This window comes from Sphingomonas sp. LR55, assembly GCF_036856015.1.
Classification (GTDB): Bacteria; Pseudomonadota; Alphaproteobacteria; order Sphingomonadales; family Sphingomonadaceae; genus Sphingomonas.
The window spans coordinates 3,613,228-3,631,182 of the sequence record NZ_JASPFO010000001.1; the positions used below are offsets into that span (position 1 = coordinate 3,613,228).

The window sequence follows — 17,955 nt, forward strand, 5'->3', positions numbered from 1 at the left end:
TCTAGGCAAATCGTCCGGGCTGCAAAGTCGAGATACGATCGAGTTTGAACCTAATGCTCGTTATGCCGGTACTCGATCTCCCGTCGATCAACGACCCGCCGGCGTTCCGAATACGCGCTTGCCCTTCGTCCTGCTGGTCAGGTGGAAGTGCAGGCACCGGTCGCAGCGATAGGCCCTCAGCGGTACGCGTCCGGTCTGCGCCACGACGAGCGCGTCGGCTTCGGAGACGAAGCGCGCCTTTCTGCGGCAGACGCTGAGACGGGTACGCTTCACCCGATCAGTCCTTGTACTTCATCTCCAGGAAGCGGCCGCGGGTGGAGAGGTTGTCGAGGTCGCTCTGTGCCAGGCGCGCGGTCATCTCGCCGATTTCCTGTTCGATCAGCTTCAGCCCGTCGACCAGTTCGGCGTCGGGCGAGCGACCGTTGCGCGGGGTGGTGCGCAACGACGTTGGCACCTTCTCGTAATCCTTGACGAAGGCGGGGAGTTGTTCGCCGATCAGCTTGCGCACGTCGACCGCTTCCTGCGTGTTCGCGTCGAGCGTGGCGAGCTGCGGGGTCAGCGTTTCGAGACGCAGGCCGATCCGGTCGACCAGCGTCATCGCGGGTGCGGGGAGGGCGGGGCGCTGCGCCTCCAGCCAGCGTTCGGTCTGGGCCGGCAGCGCGCGGATATCGACCGCCGCGAGCCGCTCCGGCGTCGGCGCGCGTTCCGCCGGCCAGACCGCGAACAGCACCGTCGCGGCGACCAGCAGCGCCATCACCAGCATCGCGCCGCCGATCCCGAGCGGCACGATCCAGCCGATCACCATCGCGGCGATCAGGATCGCGACGTCGGCGACCGCGATCCGGGTCAGCCGCTTGCCGATCGCCTGCGTCTGCCTCGCCCGCCCCCGCGTCGGCACGCGCCCGATCACCGTGCCGGTGCGGTCGTCGGAAATGCGCGACCAGGAGGCGCGGGCGCTGGCGATGGCGTCGTCGACTTCGCTCACGAGGGTTACATCGCCTCCAGCTTGAACGGGCTGGCGGAAGGTCCGCCCAACTGCCCCTGCGTCGCGCCTTCAGCCCGCGCGATATACCCGCGCGACTTGTCGACCTCGTTCGACAGCGCGCCGACCGTGACCTTCATTGAATCGAGTGCCTTCAGCTTGAACACGTCGATCGCGTCCATCGTGTCGTAGATATTCTGGAACGCGCGTTGCAGCGTCTCCAGCGGGATCGTCGCCGACGCGGCCTGTTCGTGGATCTGGGCGGTCTGCGATTTGAGCAGCTTGCCGGTCAGAATCGATGATGTTCGCGGTCGTCGTGTTGAGCGCGGTGATCTGTTCCAGCACCAGCTTCTGGTTGGTCAGCGCCTGCGCCACCGTCACCGCGGTGCGCAGCGCGGAGACGGTCGTGGTCGACGCGCGATCGACGCCCTTCACCAGCTCGACATTGTTCTTCTTGACCAGATCGAGCGCGAGATAACCCTGCACGGTCACCGCCATCTGGGTCAGCAGGTCCTGCGTGCGCTGGCGCGTATAGAACAGCGCGGTCTCGCGGATCGCCTTCGCCTTGGCGGGATCGGTGTGGTCGAGATCGTTGGCGACGTCCTCCAGCTTGGCGTCCATCGTCTTGGACAGATGGATCATCTGCTCGAGCCGGCCCATCGCCGCCCACAGGTTCGCGCGCTCGGTATCGATCGCGGCATTGTCCATCAGCAGCTCGTCCTTGCCCGAGCCGAGGCTCTTCAGGATCTGCGCGATGTGCGTCTGCGACGACTTATAGCCGTCGAAATAATTGCGCATCTTGCCACCGAACGGGATGATCCCGAACAGCTTCTGCGGCGCGGTGAGGTTGCCCTTCTTGCCGGGATCGAGATCCTCGACGACGCGGCGCAGCTCGGCCAGGTCCTTGCCGACGCCGGTCTCCTGATCCATCGCCTTTACCGGGCGATCGAGGAAGCGGTTCGACTGGCCGGCGGCGTCGCGGATTTCCTTCGCGCCCATCGCGGTGATCGCGTCGACGCGCTTGCCGAATTCGGGCGAGTTGACGTCCTGCGCGACGAGATCGGTGACGAAGCCCGACACGCGCTCTTCAAGCTGCGACTTCACGCCGGCGTCGACCGGCACAAGGCCAGACGCCTTCGCGGCGGCGACCGTGGGCACCGGATCGGGCGGGGTCAGCACCAGGCCAGGCTCTTCCGTCAGCGTGTTCGGGGTCGTCGCCATACAAGTGTCTCCGTTCGGTGGGGCATGGTGGCTGCAACCCGCCCCGCGTTCAAGTGGCGTATATAGATAATACACCGGGGCTTGCCAACAGCTCTCCTTGAAACCGGGCGGGCGCGTGGACAGCTTGTCGGCGACATCACAGGAGTTCCAGCATGCGCGCCATCGGCTATACCAAGTCGCTCCCGATCGACGATCCGCAGTCGCTCGTCGACCTCGATCTCCCCAAGCCCGAGGCTATTGGCCGCGACCTGCTGGTCGAGGTGAAGGCGGTGTCGGTCAACCCGGTCGACACCAAGATCCGCCAGCGTCGCGAAGATCCGGACGGCAAGCCGCAGGTGCTGGGCTGGGACGCATCGGGCGTCGTCGTCGCGATCGGCCCGGACGTGACCGGGTTCGCGGTCGGCGACGAGGTCTTCTACGCGGGTGCGATCGACCGGCCGGGTACCAATTCCGAATATCACCTCGTCGACGAGCGTATCGTCGGCCACAAGCCGACGTCGCTCGACTGGGCGCAGGCGGCGGCGCTGCCGCTGACCTCGGTCACCGCGTGGGAGACGCTGTTCGACCGGCTCGACGTGCGCAAACCCGTCCCCGGCGCGGCGAACGCGATCCTGATCATCGGCGGGGCAGGCGGGGTCGGCTCGATCACGATCCAGCTCGCGCGGCAGCTCACCGACCTGACGGTGATCGCCACCGCGTCGCGCGACGAGACGCGTGGCTGGGTCGAGGAGCTCGGCGCGCATCACGTGATCGACCACCGCAAGCCGCTCGCCGCGCAGGTCGAGGCGCTGGGGCTCGGCGCGCCGGGGTTCGTGTTCTCGACGACGCATACCGACGAACACATCGCCGAGATCGGCGAACTGCTGGCGCCGCAGGGGCGGCTGGCACTGATCGACGATCCGAAGACGCTCGACATCGTGCCGCTCAAGCAGAAGTCGATCTCGGTGCACTGGGAACTGATGTACACGCGCTCGCTGTTCCAGACCGCGGACATGGGCGAGCAGGGCAAGTTGCTCGACGAGGTCGCGCGGCTGGTGGATGGGGGGACGATCCGGACGACGCTCGCGGAGAATTTCGGGAAGATCGACGCGGCGAATTTGCGGCGGGCGCATGAGCGGATCGAGAGCCACACAGCCAAGGGGAAGATCGTGCTGGAGGGGTTCTAAGCCTTCGATGTTCCGAAAATTAATCCTTCAACTCAAGCGCCACCCCGGCGAAGGCCGGGGCCCAGTTGGGGGACGTTGCTAACGGATCGCGGCACGTCGTTATCGCCGCCTTTCCAACTGGGCCCCGGCCTCCGCCGGGGTGGGTAGAATAGAAGGTGGAGCGTTGCAGGCCGCCGCCACCTAACGATCCTCCCCCGCAAGGGGGAGGTGGCAGGCGTCAGCCTGACGGAGGGGGAGGCACGCGCCAACCTCTGCTCCGTGTCCTCCCCCTCCGTCCCCTTCGGCGACACCTCCCCCTGGCGGGGAGGATTGCAATATCCGCTCTGGCGCCCCGACAAACACGCGATACTCTGCACCATGCTCCGCCCGCTGATCCTCGCGCTCGCCCTCCTCCCCGCGGCCGCCGCGAATCGCCCCCCGCCAGCCGACCCGCTCACCGCCACGATCCATACCGAGGACGCCGACCGCTTCGCCGCGCTCTTCGCCAAGACCAAAGGCAAGCCCACCGCCGCGCAACTCAAGCGCGACTATCTCGACAAGGGCAGCTTCGGGATCGGCGTCTTCACCCCCGGCCGGATCGTGGACGCGGACACGCTCGCGCGTGCCATCGCCGCCAACCCCACCCGCTACGCGCAGGCGATCAAGACCTGCCTCCCCGCCGCCAACGCCGCCACCGCCGATCTCCGCGCGATCTATCTTGGCCTGCACGGCGCGCTCTCCGACGTGAAGCTTCCGCAAGTCTATATAGTCTTCGGCGCGAACACCTCCGGCGGCACCGCCAGGCCAGGCGCGCAGGTGCTCGGGCTCGAAGTGCTGTGCCGCCTGTCGCCGACGCCCGAGAAACTCCGCCAGACGCTCCGCCATTTCTTCGCACACGAGACGGTGCATTCCTTCCAGCAGGACGCCGGCATGACGCTCGCCCGCGACCCGCTGCTCACCGCGATCCTGGTCGAGGGCGCCGCCGACTTCATCGCGCAGCTGGTCACCGGCGAGGAGCCCGACGCCGCCCGCGCCGCCTGGGGCACCCCGCGCGAGGCCGAACTCTGGCGCCAGATGCACGCCGACATCGCACTCACCCGCAAGCTCACCGACCAGGACGACCCCGAGGAAGGCTCGCCCGAAGCCAAGGCGTACGCGCGCTGGATCGGCAACTACTCCACGCCGCCAGCCGGCTGGCCGCCCGAACTCGGCTATTGGATGGGGCTGCGGATCTGGCAGCGTTACTATGCCGCCGCGCCCGACAAACGCGCCGCGCTGAGGGCAATGCTGGCGGTCCGCGATCCCCGTGCTATTCTCGCTGCCGGAACATACAAGCGCCGTTGATCCCGCGCGCTCCGTCATCCTGACGAAAGTCAGGACCCAGAGCCGCGGAAGGCAGCTTTTGTTACCCTGGGTCCTGACTTTCGTCAGGATGACGGAAGGGGTGGAAAGCCCCCAAACGCCGCCCACTCTTCCCGCGGCGCAACAATTACGCTATGGCGCGCGCCAACCCCGTTCCTCGATCAAGAGAATACATTCATGAGCCTCCGCAACGTGGCGATCATTGCGCACGTCGATCACGGCAAGACGACGCTGGTCGACCAGCTCTTCCGCCAGTCCGGCACCTTCCGCGACAACCAGCGCGTCGAAGAGCGCGCAATGGATTCGAACGACCTCGAAAAAGAGCGTGGCATCACCATTCTCGCCAAGCCGACCTCGGTCGACTGGACCCCTCCCGGCGAGTCCGAGAGCATCCGCATCAACATCGTCGACACGCCCGGCCACGCCGATTTCGGCGGCGAGGTCGAGCGCATCCTGTCGATGGTCGACGGCGTCGTCCTGCTGGTCGATTCGTCGGAAGGCGCGATGCCGCAGACCAAGTTCGTCACCGGCAAGGCGCTGGCCCTCGGCCTGAAGCCGATCGTCGTCGTCAACAAGGTCGATCGCAACGACGCGCGCATCCAGGAAGTGCTCGACGAAGTGTTCGACCTGTTCGTGTCGCTCGACGCGAACGACGACCAGCTCGACTTCCCCGTGCTCTACGCATCGGGTCGCAATGGCTATGCGTCGACCGACATGGACGCGCGCGAAGGCACGCTGATCCCGATGTTCGAGACGATCGTGAAGCACGTGCCGCCGCCCGCCGTGGAAGTCGCCGGCGTGCCGTTCACCTTCCTCGTCACGCTGCTCGACCGCGATCCGTTCCTCGGCCGCGTCCTCACGGGTCGCGTCAATTCGGGTACCGTGAAGACCAACCAGGCGATCCACGCGCTCGATAACGATGGCAAGATCATCGAGACCGGTCGTGCGTCGAAGATCATGTCGTTCCGTGGTCTCGAGCGCGTTCCCGTCGACGAAGCGAAGGCCGGCGACATCATCTCGTTGGCAGGTCTCTCGGTCGCCACGGTTGCCGACACGATCGCCGACATCACGGTGACCGAGCCGCTGCACGCGCAGCCGATCGATCCCCCCACGCTGTCGATGCGTTTTGCCGTGAACGATTCGCCGATGGCGGGCCGCGAGGGCAGCAAGGTGACGAGCCGCATGATCCGCGAGCGCCTGTTCCGCGAAGCCGAGTCGAACGTCGCCGTGAAGGTGACCGAGGCGGCCGACAAGGACAGCTTCGAAGTCGCCGGCCGCGGCGAGCTTCAGCTGGGCGTGCTGATCGAGACGATGCGCCGTGAAGGTTTCGAGCTCGGCATTTCGCGTCCGCGCGTGCTGTTCGGTGAGGACGAGAACGGCAAGAAGACCGAGCCGTACGAGACCGTCATCATCGACGTCGACGAGGAGCATTCGGGTACCGTCGTCGAGAAGATGAACACGCGTAAGGCCGAGTTGACCGACATGCGTCCGTCGACCGGCGGCAAGACCCGCATCACCTTCTCGGCGCCGTCGCGCGGGATGATCGGCTATCATGGCGAATTCCTGTCCGACACGCGCGGCACGGGGATCATGAACCGGTTGTTCGAGAAGTACGGTCCGCACAAGGGCGCGATCGAGGGCCGCAAGAACGGCGTGTTGATCTCGAACGGTTCGGGCGAGGCGAACAACTATGCACTGGGTCCGCTCGAAGAGCGCGGCATCCTGTTCGTGGGCCACGGCGAGGCGCTCTATGAGGGCATGATCGTCGGCGAGAACGCCAAGCCGGACGACCTCGAGGTCAACCCGATGAAGACCAAGGCACTGACCAACTTCCGCGCGTCGGGCGGCAAGGACGACCAGGTCCGCCTGTCCCCGCCGAAGCGCGCGACGCTGGAGCAGGCGATCGCGTACATCGACGACGACGAGATGGTCGAAGTCACGCCGAAGTCGATCCGCCTGCGCAAGCGCTTCCTGGATGCGAACGAGCGCAAGCGGGCGAGCCGGGCTAAGCAGAGCGCCTGAGGCCAGCAAAGGCGGAGCCGGCTGAGCATCAGGCGCTCGGCCGGCCTCGCTCAAACGAGGTCCGACGACGCGGCTTTGCCGTGGCGCGCTGGCTAGGAATTGAAGAAGGGCCGGGGGAAACCTCCGGCCTTTTTTTTCGTTTGCTTGGCCCGATCCGATCACCCAGCCACACGCCGTCATTCCCGCGGAGGCGGGAACCCATACTGGCTAGCCTAGCGAGTAGAGTGCAGGCGTCAGAGGATATGGATCCCCGCTTGCGCGGGGATGACGGACGTTGGGGGAAAGGCAGTGCAACGAAGCAGCATTCGACGCGATTGCGATCATGCGCGCTACCGTCATCCTGACGAAAGTCAGGATCCAGAGTAACGGCTGGCCACCTTCGTGGCTCTGGATCCTGACTTTCGTCAGGATGACGGAGGAGACGATCCGCGGCATCACCCCGCACCACGACCCAAAACCGCCCCCTCAAGCAGCAGTAATCCGCCCACCTCGCGCCAACATCTCCCCACTCGTAACGATCACACGATCCCCAAGCTTAACCTGCTCGAAGATCAGCTTCGCAAACGCAGTCGGCACCCCAACGCACCCATGCGTAGCGTACTTACCATCCATCAACGCGCTGCCATGGATCGAAACCCCATCATTGGTCAGCCGCATCATGTACGGCATCGGCGCCCCGTACAGGTTCGACACGTGATGCGCGTCCTTCTGCGTGATCTTGAACACGCCGAGCGGAGTCGGCTTCTCGTCCGCGCCGTAGATCACCGCCGCCGTCCCGATCTCGTACCCGCTGCGAAAGATCGACAAGGTCTGCGCTACCAGGTCGATAGTGATGACGATCGGCCCCTCGGGCACGCCCTCCGTATCCCAGTAATACGCACCATGCCGCAAAGGCTCGGGAACGTTCAGCACCCGCTTCACGACATACGCGTCGACCGGTTCCTCGGCAGCGACCGCAACCGGCTTCGGCGCCGCTTTCGCAACCGGCGCAGCGACCTGAGCCACGCGCACTGGCGCCTCGACCGCCCGCACCTTCACCGGCGACCCGGACAGCGCCAGCCCACCGATCAGCACCGCACTCCCGCCGAGCACGGCAAAGGCGATCGCTCGCGTCGTCATCATCCTGTGCATCGCCGCACCCTATCCGATATTCGTGAACAATACCCAGCCGGGCCGAGACTCCTGTGTCCTCGACCGGGACTCCAGCTATACCGTGGGTTAACAAGCCGTTCCGAACCAGTTCAGACCGAATCGCCTAAATCCTGAAACACGGTCGGACACTTATGCGTTTGTCCCAAGCGGACCGGGCGTAACCAGTAACGGAGTTCGGAAGATGAACGGGTTTTTCAAGAAGGCAGGTTTGGGCGTCGCTTTGGCGGCTACGGCACTCACTGCCGCCGCGCCGGCCGATGCGCAGCGCTGGGGTGGGTATGGCCGTGGCTACGGCGGCGGCTGGGGCGGCTATCACCATCGTGGCGGCGGCAATGTCGCGGGCGCAGCAGTGCTGGGCGGTATCCTCGGCCTCGGCGTCGGTGCAGCGATCGCCAGCAGCAACCGGCCGCGCTATTATGATCGCGGCTATTACGACGCGCCCCCGCCGCCCCCGCGGGTCTATTACGAGGCACCGGTGGCGACCTATTATGCGCCGCGGTGCTGGAACGAATGGCGGGTCGATCCCTATTATGGCGACCGCGTTTCGGTGCGCGTCTGCAACTGATCCGCTCACAAGATCGACAGGCGGCGTCGGGAGCAATCCCGGCGCCGCTTTTCCGTCAGGTGCCTTTTTGTGGCGTGAAGCCAGTGCTTGCCGCTAGACGCGCGACCATGACCGATACGCCCAACACGCCCGAGACCGAAGCCGCCGCCACCCCGGCCGCAACCGGCGACACGCCCCCCGATCGCCTTTCGATCAACCAGCGCAGCCCGTTCTTCCAGCAGGACCTGCTCGAACGCGGCATCGGCATCCGCTTCAAGGACAAGGTCCGCCACGACGTCGAGGAATACTGCATCTCGGAAGGCTGGATCCGAGTCGCACTCGGCAAGAAGGTCGACCGCAACGGCAACCCGCTGACGTTGAAGCTGGTCGGTCCGGTGGAGGCCTGGTTCGAGCGGCCGGCAGCAGGCGCGGACACCGACGAGGGCTGAGCCTGAAGAGCGCGGAGCCTATTCTCTGAGCTGAGAGAATAATGTTTCCCCGCGAAGGCGGGGACCCAGACTGGGCTCCCGCCTTCGCGGGGAAACATAGAAGCGCGGACCGTCGCTGAGTTACTGGCGCGCTGGAATACGGCTGCCTCATCACAAATCTCGTCACCCCAGCGAAAGCTGGGGTATCCCGCTTGGCGGATGGTGCGACCCGAATGGGGAGATCCCAGCTTTCGCTGGGATGACGGCGATGGGCGAGGGACGTTACGCGGGGCGGGGGGCCTTAAGCCTCCACGCCCTCCAGCGCCTCGCTAGCCTCGAGCCACTTCGCCTCGCTAGCCTCGAGCTTCGCATGCACCTCGGCGCGACGCTTGCTCAGATCCCCCATCGACATGCGCGAGAACCGCGGCTCCGCGTTCGCCGGATCGACCATCGCGCGGTCCAGAGCATTCCGCTCCTTGGTAAACTTCGCGGTCTGCTCCTCGATCTCGCGCAGAGCTTTCCGCAGAGCGGCGTCATTACTCTTCGCCTCGGCCGCAGCCTTCTTGCCGGCCTTCTTGTCCGCCTTCGACGCCGCATCGCCCTTGCCGCCATCGCCCTTCAGGACGAACGCGATGTAATCGTCGAGGCTGCCGTCGAATTCCTTCGCCGTCCCGTCATCGACCAGCACCAGCCGGTCCGCGGTCAGCTCCAGCATGTGCCGATCATGGCTGACCAGCACTACGGCGCCGGTGTAGGCGTTGAGCGCCTGCACGAGGGCCTCGCGCGCATCGACGTCCAGATGGTTGGTAGGCTCATCGAGGATCAGCAGATGCGGCGCATCGCGCGTGATCAGCGCCAGCGCCAGACGCGCACGTTCGCCGCCCGACAACTTGCCGACCCGCGTCGTCGCCTTGTCGCCCGAAAATCCGAACCGTCCCAACTGGGCCCGTACGGCCGCCGGAGTCGCGCCCTTCATCAGATGCGACATATGCTCGATCGGCGAGTCGGTCGGATCGAGTTCCTCGACCTGATACTGCGTGAAATACCCGACCTTCATCTTGCCCGACGACGACATCTCGCCGTCCATCGGCGTCAGCTGCGCCGCCAGCAGGCGCGCGAGCGTGGTCTTGCCGTTGCCGTTGCGCCCGAGCAGCGCGACCCGGTCGTCGGGATCGAGCCGCATGTTGAGCCGCTTCAGGATAGGCACGTCGGCATAGCCCACCGTCGCCATGTCGAGCGTGATCAACGGCGGCCGCAGTTCGGTCGGATTGGGGAAGCCGAATGACAGCGTCGGATCGTTATAGCTCTCGGCGATCGGCTGCATCTTCGACAGCATCTTCTGCCGCGACTGAGCTTGCTTGGCCGTGGAAGCGCGGGCCGAATTCTTGGCGATATATTCCTGCAGCTTCTCGCGCTGCACCGCTTGGTTGGCACGCGCCGCCTCGATCTGCGCGAGGCGCTCGGCACGCTGCCGCTCGAACGCGTCGTAGCCGCCCGGATACAGCGTGATCTTGCCGCCCTGCAGATGCAGGATGTGATCGACCACGTTGTTGAGGAAATCGCGCTCGTGGCTGACCACCACGATCGTCGCCTTGTAGCCCTTGAGGAAGTCCTCCAGCCACATCACCGCTTCCAGATCGAGATGGTTCGAAGGCTCGTCGAGCAGCAGCAGGTCCGGCTGCGAGAACAGCAGAGCGGCGAGCGCCACGCGCATCTTCCAGCCACCCGAGAAGCTGTCGAGCGTCCGCGCCTGCATGTCCTCGTCGAAGCCGAGGCCGAGCAGGATCTGTGCGGCGCGTGCGGGCGCGGTGTAGGCGTCGATCGCGATCAGCCGCTCGTACACGTCGCCGAGCCGGTCGGGATCCTCGCTCGTCTCGCTCTCGATCATCAGCGCGGCGCGCTCCAGATCGGCTTCGAGCACGGTCTCGAACGGGGTCTTCACGCCGTGCGGCGCTTCCTGCGCGAGGTAGCCTATGCGGGCGCCCTTCGGCATGTCGGCCGAGCCATCGTCGGGCTCCAACTGCCCTGCGATCACGCGCACCATCGTCGACTTGCCCGCGCCGTTGCGCCCGATCAGCCCGACGCGCGAGCCCGGCGGCAACGCAGCGGTGGCGCCATCGAGGATAACGCGTCCGCCCAGGCGCACCGTGATATTGTTCAGGTTCAGCATGCGCGTGCCGTTAGCAGATGCAGCATGGTTTTGCGAGGGTCGGGGTTTGGGCGTTCCGGGAGCCGACGCCTCTGATCGAGCGGGGCTAGTTCTTCCGCGAAGGCGGGGGCCCAGGATCACAAACGCCACCGCCCGCGATCCTGGACCCCCGCCTCCGCGGGGGAACAAAAAGGGCAGCCCCACCACGACAACTATCCCGCATTACTATCACCCCGGCGAAGGCCGGGGCCCAGTAGGAAGGGTGGTCGTAGCGAAGTGCGGTTCGCAGTTAATATCGTCCCCCAACTGGGCCCCGGCCTTCGCCGGGGTGGTGCCCTTGAAGCTATCAGGTTTCGTCCGACACTACCGCGTCGTCGGCATTACCACTGCCGATCATCGCAGCCGCCCGCCCACCAACATGAATCCGCACCCCGGAAACCAACCGCGTAGGCAGAGTCGCCGCACCCGTCATCGTCGAGCCAGAACGCAACACCCCCGGTGCACCGTCACCCCGTGCGGCGCATCGGCCGGATCCGCACCCGAGTCCGCAACGTCGTCCCGGTTATCATAATGCACCGAAACACCAGCAACCTGCGCCGCAACCGCCGCCACGCCACCACCGCTCGCTAAACCAACACCCCGAACCCCAGGCTCCACCCCAGCATAAGCCTGCCGAAACGTCAGCGCCCGTTCCAGCGCCCCCTGCCAGCGATAGAACACATGCGCCCCAACCGTCGTGATCCGCGAAAGGCTCGATGCCCACCACGGCAGAATGCTCGTCGTATGAAACGACGTCGCCGCCCCGACCGGCGCATACACGCTCCCGCCAAGCGCCGCGCTCGCAACCGCACGTGCCCGATCCCACGCCTCCGGTTCGCGCGCCCGGTTCATCGAGCCATCGCAGGTAAAGCTGAACTGGCACCCCGTCCGCCGTTCCGCCCCCTGATACACGACCCCGCAAACACTGTTCGGAAAGGCCCGGTCGCGAACGCGGTTCAACACCACCTGCGCCACCGCCCGCTGCCCATCCTCCGACTGCGACCGCGCCTCGTAATATACCGCCGCAGTCAGGCAGTCCGCGGCGCGGCTCGCATCGTCGACCGAGTTCGAAGTCAGAAACGGTGGGGCAACGAAAGGCGCCGCAGCGGCAAACGGCGCATCTGGTGCGGCCATCGCGATCTTCGCCGAAATGTCGTCGGGCACATGCAACGCCATCCGGCTCAGCAAGGCGCGCGAGTTCCGCTCCGGCTGGACCCGGGCGATCGCCGCCGGCCGATCCGCCGGCACGCACGACGTCGCCATCACCAAAGCGGGCAGGCTGATCAGCGCGTGGCGGTAAAGGCCGTAACCCGACTTCTTCATTCACCCGCTCTAGGCCGCGGGGTTTAGGGACTGGTTAATGGGAGCGGGAAACGGGGAAAGCGCTCGCTAAGGGAGCGCACCCCCGTCATCCCGACGAAAGTCGGGACCTCGATCGGCAAGGACGGAGCCGGTTACCAGGAGATCCCAGCTTTCGCTGGGATGACGGGGACTATCTCAGTGAACGAAGCGCGCCACCACATCACGATACGACCGAGAAACCTTCACGCTCGCCCCCGAATTCAGCACCAGGAAGCATTCCCCGTTCGTATGCGGCTTGACCTGCTTCACCAGATCCAGGTTCACGATCGTCGACCGATGCACCCGCTGGAACCTGCGCGGATCGAGCCGCTTCTCCAGATCCTTCATAGTCTCGCGCAGGATCAGCGTATTATCGCCGGTATAGATGCACATATAATCGCCCGCGGCATCGATCCGCTCGATCGTATCGACATCGACGCGGAAGATCTGCCCACGATCCTTGATGTTGATAAGCTTCTCGAACCGGTTCGCCGACACGGCATCGCCGTCCGGCATATCCGCCGCCGCATCCGGCGCAACATCGGCGAGCACTTCGCGCAACCGATCGACTTCCTCGACGCCGCGCTTCTCGGACAGACGCTGCCGAACCCGCTCGATCGTATCGGCCAGCCGCGATTCCTCAACCGGCTTCATCAGATAATCGACCGCCTGCGCCTCGAACGCCCGCAAGGCGTGGTCCGAATAGGCGGTTACGAACACGAACAAAGGCGGCTCGACCTCCATCAGGCCCTGCACGACGGAGAACCCGTCGAACCCCGGCATCTGGATGTCGAGGAAGACCAGATCGGGCTTGTGCGTCTTGATCGCGCGAATCGCCTCACGGCCGTTCGAGCATTTTTCGATGATCTCGACGTCTTCATGGGCCTGGAGTCGGAGTTCCAGCCCCTGGATCGCCAGCGGCTCGTCGTCGACGAGAATGGTACGGATGGTCATGCGGCCTCTCTGTTCACGTCTTCAAGCTGATACGGAATCTCGATCTCGACCGAGAAGCCGCCAGCGGGCGTGGAGCGGGTTTCGAAACGGTGGTCGGGCCCATATGCCTGAGCCAACCTGTCTCTAATATTAGCGAGCCCCACGCCTGTGGATTGGCTTGAACCGATCCGGCCCTCGATCAAGCCCGGACCGGTATCGGATACGGCGATCTGCACGCGTTCCCCGGCGAGCCGCACTTCGACGCAGATTTCGGCGCCTTCCTCCTGCGGCGTGACGGCGTATTTGATCGCGTTTTCGACCAGCGGTTGCAGCAGTAGCGACGGCAGCCGGGCGCGTTCGGCGCGCGGATCGATGTCGAACTTCGGCCGCATCCGATCCTCGAAGCGCATCTTCTCGATCTCCAGATACAGCTTCAGCTGGTCCACCTCCTGCGCGACGGTGACGTGCGCGGTCGGCTCGTTCGCCAGCGTATAGCGCAGGAACGACGACAGCCGCGACAGCATCGCATTCGCCCGCTCGGTCTGCTTGAGCAGTACCAGCGTCGAGATCGAGTTCAGCGTGTTGAACAGGAAGTGTGGGTTCAGCTGATAGCGCAGCATCGCCAGCTGCGCCGACGACGCCTGGTTCTCGAGATGCTCCATCTGGTCGATCTGCTGCTCGACGATCAGGTAGAAGTTGATCCCGAAATACAGTGCCGACCACCCGAACAGCACCGTGAAGGTGACATACACCGACCCGAGCAGCCGCGTGAGGGTCACCCCCGGCGTCGCGGTCGCGATGAACGAGAAGGTGAACGCGTCGAGCACCGCATACAGGAACGTCGCCGCCGCCAGCGTCGCGATCGTCAGGAAGATGCCAACCAGCCGGTTCATCCGGCGGTACTGGCCGTACATCGTCGAGAGCAGCAGCGTGATGCAGTATCCGACGATCGCCTCGACGATCACCGGGATCACGCCGTCGAGCGACAGCCCGTTCGAGATCGACACCACCCCGCGCAGCAACAGATACCCGCTCCAGCCAACCGCCTGGAGGATCCAGAACGCGCGCGCCTTGTTCTCGAAGAACGGTCGCGCGGTGAAGGGCAGCCGCCGGGTTTGGCCGGGGGACGGGGCGGAGGAAATAGCCATTGGCCCGCGGTCTTACACGCGGCGCAACGGACACGCAAAACCCGTGAGCCGCGTATCTTTAGTGATGCTGTAACGAAAAGGGCCGCCGCTCCCCTAGAGGAACGGCGGCCCGGTTCGACCGATTACGTCAAGCGTAGCTTAGAAGGTAAAGCGTGCGCCGATACGGATCAGGTACAGCGAACCGTTGAATACCGGCGCGCGAGCCGTCGCCGGCTCAATGAACGACGAGTAGCGATACTGCGTGCACGTCTGGTTTGCGGCAGTGTTGACGACGCCCGGAGCGCCGGTCGCGGTTGCGACAGCAAGGCACTGAACCTGAACGACCGACGCGGTCGACGGGAAGGCGAGCTGACGCAGACCGCCCCACTTGCTGTTGAGCAGGTTCGGAAGGTTCTCGATATCGCCGAAGATCGTCACGCGCGATCCGCCGATGAAGGTCGGAACCTGCTGTTCGAGATGGAGATCGATACGCGTGAAGGCACGGCTGCGGGCGATGTTGCGGCCTGCGATCTTGCCGCGATAGTCCTTCAGCTCGGTTTTGTTGATCAGGTTATCGAGCGCAGTCTGCGTTCCCGGCGTGTCGTAGCTGACGAGCGGATCGTTTGCGCCGGTCGGCACGTACAGCAGGTAGCGACCGTTGTTCGACAGCGTGCCGAACACCGGGCTGCGGTTGCTGGTACCGCCACTCTGGTCGATCATCGTGAAGCTGTAGTTACGGCCTGCGCGCGTCTCGCCGAACAGCTGGATCGCGGTACGATAGTCGCCGAAGAACGCATGATCGAAGCCGATGTTGTACTTGAATGCCCACCGTGTTTCGTCGTTCGACCGGCCATACGCCGCGAAGTTCGGATCGACCATCGCCGCGTTGCCATAGTTGGACAGTGCGGTCGACGACGTGGCCGGCGTTGCATCCTTCACGTCCTGCCACGTGTAGCTGCCGCCGAGCGACAGACCCCAGTCGAACGTCTTGGAGGCACGGACATCCCACACATGACCGCGGCCGCGGTTGGTGTTCCCCAGCACGATATCCGTGTTCGGATCGGTAACACTGATGCCGCCGGCGTTGGTCCGTGCGGCATAGCGTGGGCGGCCATCGGGCAGGCGCCCGATCACCACCGAGCGGGCGTCGCTGAACTGAACCTGCTGGATGACCTTGGAATAGATATAGTCGGCGCCGAACTCGATGCCGAACAGGTCATAATCGGCGGAGAAGGTCGCCTTCAACGTCGACGGGATGTCGAAGCTCGGATCGATCGCATTGACCGGCGCGGTGCTGAGCGAGCCCGTGTTGGTCGACAGATAGTTTGCGAGTGCCGCCGGAATGGCGGCACCATTGACGTTGTTGAGCGCGGCATCGCCGACGGCGACCGGCTGGTTATAGGCCGACGCGCCGCTGGTAATCCGGTTGACGGTCACCGAGTTGGTGACCACGCCGGTGTTCGAGAAGCTGTTCGACAGGTACACGTCGGGTGCGCCGCCAGCGAAGATGCCGGCACCGCCGCGCAGCTTCAGGCGCGCGACCGGCGGCTTGAAGTCGAAGCTGATGCGCGGCTGGAACGCGCCCAGACCCTTGAAGTTCTTGGTGTTCGCAAAACCGACGCGGTTCTGGAAGTTGGCGTTGTACGGGATGCGGCTCTGCATGTCGTACAGGTCGTAGCGTGCGCCGTAGGTCAGGTTCAGCGTATCGCTGACGCGCCAGCTGTCCTGTGCGCCGAAGGTATATTGCTGATACCCGAAGTCTGCCGCTGCATCGTCCGTGTTGAGCGAGACGGCGTCCTGGTAGGTCACCTGGTTAGCGCGCCGCGCCTGGAAATCGGCAAGCGAGTCGAAATAATACGAGCCGGCGGAATTCTGAAGGAACAGGTTCTTGATCGTCACGCGCGAGAATTCGCCGAGCAGGCGAATGCTGTGGTCGCCGACCGTGACATTGGCCAACGCCGATCCGCCGAACGTTTCCGTGGCGAAGGTGTTCGACTGGCTGGAAGCGTCCGGCCCGAATGCGATGACCGGGGTGCCGGTGCTGCACGACTGAGCCTGGCCGCCGGTGCCGACCGAGGTCGGATCGAGGCAGACGCGGAACTGGGCGAAATCGTTGCCGCGCAGCGGATCGCGGGTGCGGGTGTACTTCTTATACGTGCCGCGGACTTCGGTCGAGAACGTGTCGGACCAATCGGAGTTCAGCTGTGCGATGCCGGCGCGGAGCAGTTCGCCCAGCTTGTAGCCGTTGGAGTCGAGCGAGAAGCCCGGCGACGCGGCCGACTGCGAGTTGCTGCCGCTGACGACGAACGAGTCGAACGCGTTCACGTAGGACAATGCGAGCTTCTGGCCATCGGTGATGTTCCAGTCGAGCTTGCCGACGATCTTCTCGTCCTTCTGCTGCGCGATCGAGAGGATCTCGCCCGCGTCATAGCCATAGACCGACTGAGCGATGGCGGCGACGTTGTCGACCTGGGCGGTCGTCAGGAAGTTACCCGTGCCGAACGGCACCTGCGACGGCGATGCGATCGTCAGCGGGCGGGCTTCGGTGTTGCGCTCGGCCGAGACCATGAAGAACAGCTTGTCCTTGATGATCGGGCCCGACAACGTCGCGCCATAGGTTTCCGACTTGAAGTTCGTGTCGGGGCGCGTGAACGAGCCGATCTTTTTGCCGTACAGGCCGTCGGTGTTCTGCGAGTAGAAGCCGGTGCCGTGGAAGTCGTTGGTGCCGGACGCAAGCGTCGCGTCGATTGCGCCGCCCTGGAAATTGCCCTGGCGGAAATCATACGGCGCGATCGAGACCGACACCTGCGCGATGGCGTCGAAGGGAATCGGACCGCGCGCGGTAGGGCTGGCATCGGGGTTCAGGCCAAAATTGTCGCTGACCGACACGCCGTTGATCGAGAAGCGGTTGAAGCGTGGGTTGCTACCGGCGAACGACACGGCGCGATTGTTCGACAGATCGAGCGTGGCGAACGGATCGCGACGCTGGATGTCGCGGATGTCGCGGTTGACCGAGGCGACCTTGCTGATGTCGCGTGCACTGAGCACGGTCTGCGGGCCATCCGACGACGTGCCGGCGCCGCGGATCGACGATGCGGTGACGACGATCTCGTCACTGGATGCGGTGCCCCCTGCGGCCAGTTCGATCGGCAAATCGAACGGCTGGCCGATGACGGTGAAGATGTCGGTGACGCTGGTGCTGCCCTGCGCCGACGCGATGTCGACGGTGAACGGGCCGCCGGCGCGCAGGCCGGTGACGATGAACGTCCCGCTCGCATCGGTCGTCGCGGTCGAGCGCGTGCCTGACGGGACGTTGGTGATGACCACCGTGGCGCCGTTGACGGGTACGCCGGCAGACTGGACCGAACCGCGGATCGTCGCCGTCGTGTCCTGCGCCATGGCGGCGGCAGGTGCGACGAGCGCAACGACTGCCACACCCAGGAAAAGGTTGTTCCGCATCAGTAATTACCCCTTTGAGAGCCCGCGGCTCCGAATTTCGCGACTTCATGT

Annotated in this window: 13 protein-coding genes and 1 pseudogene; 5 read left to right on the forward strand and 9 right to left on the reverse strand. The window is 64.9% G+C overall.

What is annotated here, in order from left to right; genetic code table 11:
- Nucleotides 1-87 precede the first annotated feature (87 nt).
- From QP181_RS17480 to QP181_RS17490, 3 genes and pseudogenes are all read right to left on the reverse strand, one after another.
- Nucleotides 88-273, reverse strand: coding sequence for a hypothetical protein (locus tag QP181_RS17480; RefSeq protein WP_333929315.1), 186 nt, complete (start codon nucleotides 271-273; stop codon nucleotides 88-90).
- Between the two features lie 4 nt (nucleotides 274-277).
- Nucleotides 278-985: a hypothetical protein gene (locus tag QP181_RS17485; RefSeq protein WP_333929316.1), complete on the reverse strand. Its 708-nt coding sequence runs from the start codon at nucleotides 983-985 to the stop codon at nucleotides 278-280.
- Between the two features lie 5 nt (nucleotides 986-990).
- A pseudogene (locus QP181_RS17490) lies at nucleotides 991-2,203 on the reverse strand (toxic anion resistance protein).
- Between the two features lie 152 nt (nucleotides 2,204-2,355).
- On the opposite strand from QP181_RS17490, the gene QP181_RS17495 reads away from it, so the two are divergent.
- The 3 genes from QP181_RS17495 to typA all read left to right on the forward strand — a co-directional run bounded on the left by QP181_RS17495 (nucleotide 2,356) and on the right by typA (nucleotide 6,732).
- Nucleotides 2,356-3,369, forward strand: a complete 1,014-nt coding sequence (locus tag QP181_RS17495) for a zinc-binding alcohol dehydrogenase family protein (RefSeq protein ID WP_333929317.1) — start codon at nucleotides 2,356-2,358, stop codon at nucleotides 3,367-3,369.
- 357 nt (nucleotides 3,370-3,726) lie between these two features.
- On the forward strand, nucleotides 3,727-4,692 hold the full coding sequence (locus tag QP181_RS17500; protein WP_333929318.1) for a DUF2268 domain-containing putative Zn-dependent protease: 966 nt from the start codon (nucleotides 3,727-3,729) through the stop codon (nucleotides 4,690-4,692).
- Between the two features lie 195 nt (nucleotides 4,693-4,887).
- Entirely contained in the window at nucleotides 4,888-6,732 is a 1,845-nt protein-coding gene (typA, locus tag QP181_RS17505) for a translational GTPase TypA (protein WP_056051990.1), read from the forward strand.
- Nucleotides 6,733-7,197: 465 nt separating this feature from the next.
- On the opposite strand, the gene QP181_RS17510 is transcribed toward typA, so the two are convergent.
- Nucleotides 7,198-7,863: a L,D-transpeptidase family protein gene (locus QP181_RS17510; protein ID WP_333929319.1), complete on the reverse strand. Its 666-nt coding sequence runs from the start codon at nucleotides 7,861-7,863 to the stop codon at nucleotides 7,198-7,200.
- 202 nt (nucleotides 7,864-8,065) lie between these two features.
- Here QP181_RS17510 and QP181_RS17515 point away from each other — a divergent pair, with 202 nt between their 5' ends.
- Both QP181_RS17515 and QP181_RS17520 read left to right on the forward strand, forming a co-directional pair.
- On the forward strand, nucleotides 8,066-8,449 hold the full coding sequence (locus tag QP181_RS17515; protein ID WP_056051987.1) for a hypothetical protein: 384 nt from the start codon (nucleotides 8,066-8,068) through the stop codon (nucleotides 8,447-8,449).
- A 107-nt stretch (nucleotides 8,450-8,556) separates the two neighbouring features.
- On the forward strand, nucleotides 8,557-8,877 hold the full coding sequence (locus QP181_RS17520; protein WP_132737347.1) for a DUF3297 family protein: 321 nt from the start codon (nucleotides 8,557-8,559) through the stop codon (nucleotides 8,875-8,877).
- Nucleotides 8,878-9,157: 280 nt separating this feature from the next.
- Here the strand turns inward: QP181_RS17520 and QP181_RS17525 are convergent, their stop codons facing one another.
- The 5 genes from QP181_RS17525 to QP181_RS17545 all read right to left on the reverse strand — a co-directional run bounded on the left by QP181_RS17525 (nucleotide 9,158) and on the right by QP181_RS17545 (nucleotide 17,904).
- Nucleotides 9,158-11,026 carry an ABC-F family ATP-binding cassette domain-containing protein gene (locus tag QP181_RS17525; protein WP_056051982.1) on the reverse strand — a complete coding sequence of 623 codons (1,869 nt, stop codon included), beginning with the start codon at nucleotides 11,024-11,026 and terminating at the stop codon, nucleotides 9,158-9,160.
- Nucleotides 11,027-11,473: 447 nt separating this feature from the next.
- Nucleotides 11,474-12,367 (reverse strand): cell wall hydrolase, encoded by an 894-nt coding sequence (locus QP181_RS17530; RefSeq protein ID WP_333929320.1) that lies wholly within the window; start codon nucleotides 12,365-12,367, stop codon nucleotides 11,474-11,476.
- A 174-nt stretch (nucleotides 12,368-12,541) separates the two neighbouring features.
- Nucleotides 12,542-13,339, reverse strand: coding sequence for a LytR/AlgR family response regulator transcription factor (locus tag QP181_RS17535; RefSeq protein ID WP_031393111.1), 798 nt, complete (start codon nucleotides 13,337-13,339; stop codon nucleotides 12,542-12,544).
- Nucleotides 13,336-14,466 (reverse strand): sensor histidine kinase, encoded by a 1,131-nt coding sequence (locus QP181_RS17540; RefSeq protein ID WP_333929321.1) that lies wholly within the window; start codon nucleotides 14,464-14,466, stop codon nucleotides 13,336-13,338. Before QP181_RS17540 ends, QP181_RS17535 begins: the two co-directional genes overlap by 4 nt.
- A gap of 138 nt (nucleotides 14,467-14,604) precedes the next feature.
- Complete coding sequence (locus tag QP181_RS17545) at nucleotides 14,605-17,904, reverse strand: TonB-dependent receptor (protein WP_132896035.1); 3,300 nt, start codon at nucleotides 17,902-17,904, stop codon at nucleotides 14,605-14,607.
- Nucleotides 17,905-17,955: the final 51 nt, after the last annotated feature.

What these genes read in the sequence shown, in the direction of transcription:
- QP181_RS17540 (WP_333929321.1), bottom strand. Translation starts at nt 14,466, where the DNA reads ATGGCTATTTCCTCCGCCCCGTCCCCCGGCCAAACCCGGCGGCTGCCC.
- QP181_RS17545 (WP_132896035.1), bottom strand. Translation starts at nt 17,904, where the DNA reads ATGCGGAACAACCTTTTCCTGGGTGTGGCAGTCGTTGCGCTCGTCGCA.
- QP181_RS17525 (WP_056051982.1), bottom strand. Translation starts at nt 11,026, where the DNA reads ATGCTGAACCTGAACAATATCACGGTGCGCCTGGGCGGACGCGTTATC.
- QP181_RS17515 (WP_056051987.1), top strand. Translation starts at nt 8,066, where the DNA reads ATGAACGGGTTTTTCAAGAAGGCAGGTTTGGGCGTCGCTTTGGCGGCT.
- QP181_RS17535 (WP_031393111.1), bottom strand. Translation starts at nt 13,339, where the DNA reads ATGACCATCCGTACCATTCTCGTCGACGACGAGCCGCTGGCGATCCAG.
- QP181_RS17510 (WP_333929319.1), bottom strand. Translation starts at nt 7,863, where the DNA reads ATGCACAGGATGATGACGACGCGAGCGATCGCCTTTGCCGTGCTCGGC.
- QP181_RS17520 (WP_132737347.1), top strand. Translation starts at nt 8,557, where the DNA reads ATGACCGATACGCCCAACACGCCCGAGACCGAAGCCGCCGCCACCCCG.
- QP181_RS17530 (WP_333929320.1), bottom strand. Translation starts at nt 12,367, where the DNA reads ATGAAGAAGTCGGGTTACGGCCTTTACCGCCACGCGCTGATCAGCCTG.
- typA (WP_056051990.1), top strand. Translation starts at nt 4,888, where the DNA reads ATGAGCCTCCGCAACGTGGCGATCATTGCGCACGTCGATCACGGCAAG.
- QP181_RS17500 (WP_333929318.1), top strand. Translation starts at nt 3,727, where the DNA reads ATGCTCCGCCCGCTGATCCTCGCGCTCGCCCTCCTCCCCGCGGCCGCC.
- QP181_RS17495 (WP_333929317.1), top strand. Translation starts at nt 2,356, where the DNA reads ATGCGCGCCATCGGCTATACCAAGTCGCTCCCGATCGACGATCCGCAG.